2 protein-coding genes are annotated in these 1,304 nt (G+C 72.2%); both read right to left on the bottom strand.

From position 1 onward, the window contains the following. Window positions 1–938: beta-ketoacyl-[acyl-carrier-protein] synthase family protein (locus tag IE312_RS29415; protein WP_229900570.1), on the bottom strand; the 938-nt coding region annotated here is incomplete at its 3' end. Continuing rightward, a partial coding sequence (locus tag IE312_RS29410) for a cupin domain-containing protein (RefSeq protein ID WP_229900569.1) occupies window positions 935–1,304 on the bottom strand: 370 nt, incomplete at its 5' end. The genes IE312_RS29415 and IE312_RS29410, both read right to left, overlap by 4 nt.

Below are 1,304 nucleotides of genomic sequence, written 5' to 3'. Positions count from 1 at the left end.
GTGCCGGAGCCGTGCGCGTTGACGTAGTCGATGGCCGTGGGGTCGAGCCGCGCCTGGTCGAGCGCGGTGTCTATGGCCCGCGCCATCTCCAGGCCCTCCTTGGTCAGGCCGGTCATGTGGTAGGCGTTGCCGAAGGTGGCGTAGCCGCCGAACTCGCAGTACACGTGGGCACCGCGGGCCCGGGCGTGCTCCAGTTCCTCCAGGACGAGCACCGCGCCGCCCTCGCCCATGACGAAGCCGTCACGGTTGTTGTCGAAGGGCCGGGAGGCGTGCGCGGGGTCGTCGTTGTTCGGGGACGTGGCCTTGATCGCGTCGAAGCAGGCCATGGTGATCGGGGAGATCGGGGAGTCCGACGCGCCCGCGATGCATATGTCGGCCCGGCCTTCCTGGACGGTGTGGAAGGCGTACCCGACGGCGTCCAGGCCGGAGGTGCAGCCGGTGGACACGGTCTGCACCGGTCCCTGGGCGCCGAAACGTTCCGCCACCGCGGAGGCCACGGTGCTCGGCGAGAACGCCCGGTGCAGCTGGGGCTCCGCCTCGGTGTGGTCGACGTCCCAGCGCTGCCCGCGATGGCTGACCAGGACGTAGTCGTGCTCCAGCCGGGTGGTGCCGCCGACGGCGGTACCGAGGGAGACACCCACCCGCCAGGGGTCCTCGCGGGCCAGGTCGAGACCGGAGTCGCGGACCGCCTCCTCGCCGGCCACCAGCGCGAACTGTATGTACCGGTCCGCCCCCTGGACCTGCTCCGCGTCCAGGCCGTGTGCGGCGGGATCGAAGTCGCACTCGGCGGCGATCCGGGACCGCAGCCCGGTCGGGTCGAAGAACGTGATGCCCCGCGTCGCGGTACGGCCTTCGGCGAGCAGCTCCCAGAACGCCGGTACGCCGATCCCGCCCGGTGCCACGACGCCTATGCCGGTGACCGCCACGCGCCGGCTCATGAGCGGACCTGCGCCCGGTCGGCCGGCGCGGCGGCGACGGTGTCCGTCCCCTCGGTGTCGACGTGGCCGAGAGCCGGCCGGGGGGCCAGCGGGCCCAGGTGGAAGACGATCCGCGCCTCCACGTTGCCGACGTTGCGGAAGCGGTGGCGCATGTTGATGGGGATCATCAGCCCCTGCTCGGGCCGCAGCGGGTGCGGCTCGCCGTCCAGGTCGACCTCCAGCTCGCCGCAGACGACGTAGACGAACTCCTCGGAGTAGGGGTGGTAGTGCTCACCGATGCGGTCGCCGGGCTGCACGATGGCCACGCCCATGAAACCGCTGGTGGAGCCGACCGTCGCCGGGGTGAGCATGGCGCGCAGATCGCCG

The organism is Streptomyces capoamus (assembly GCF_014654935.1).
Taxonomy (GTDB): Bacteria; Actinomycetota; Actinomycetes; order Streptomycetales; family Streptomycetaceae; genus Streptomyces; species Streptomyces capoamus.
This window is presented reverse-complemented; position numbering and strand designations above follow the sequence as displayed.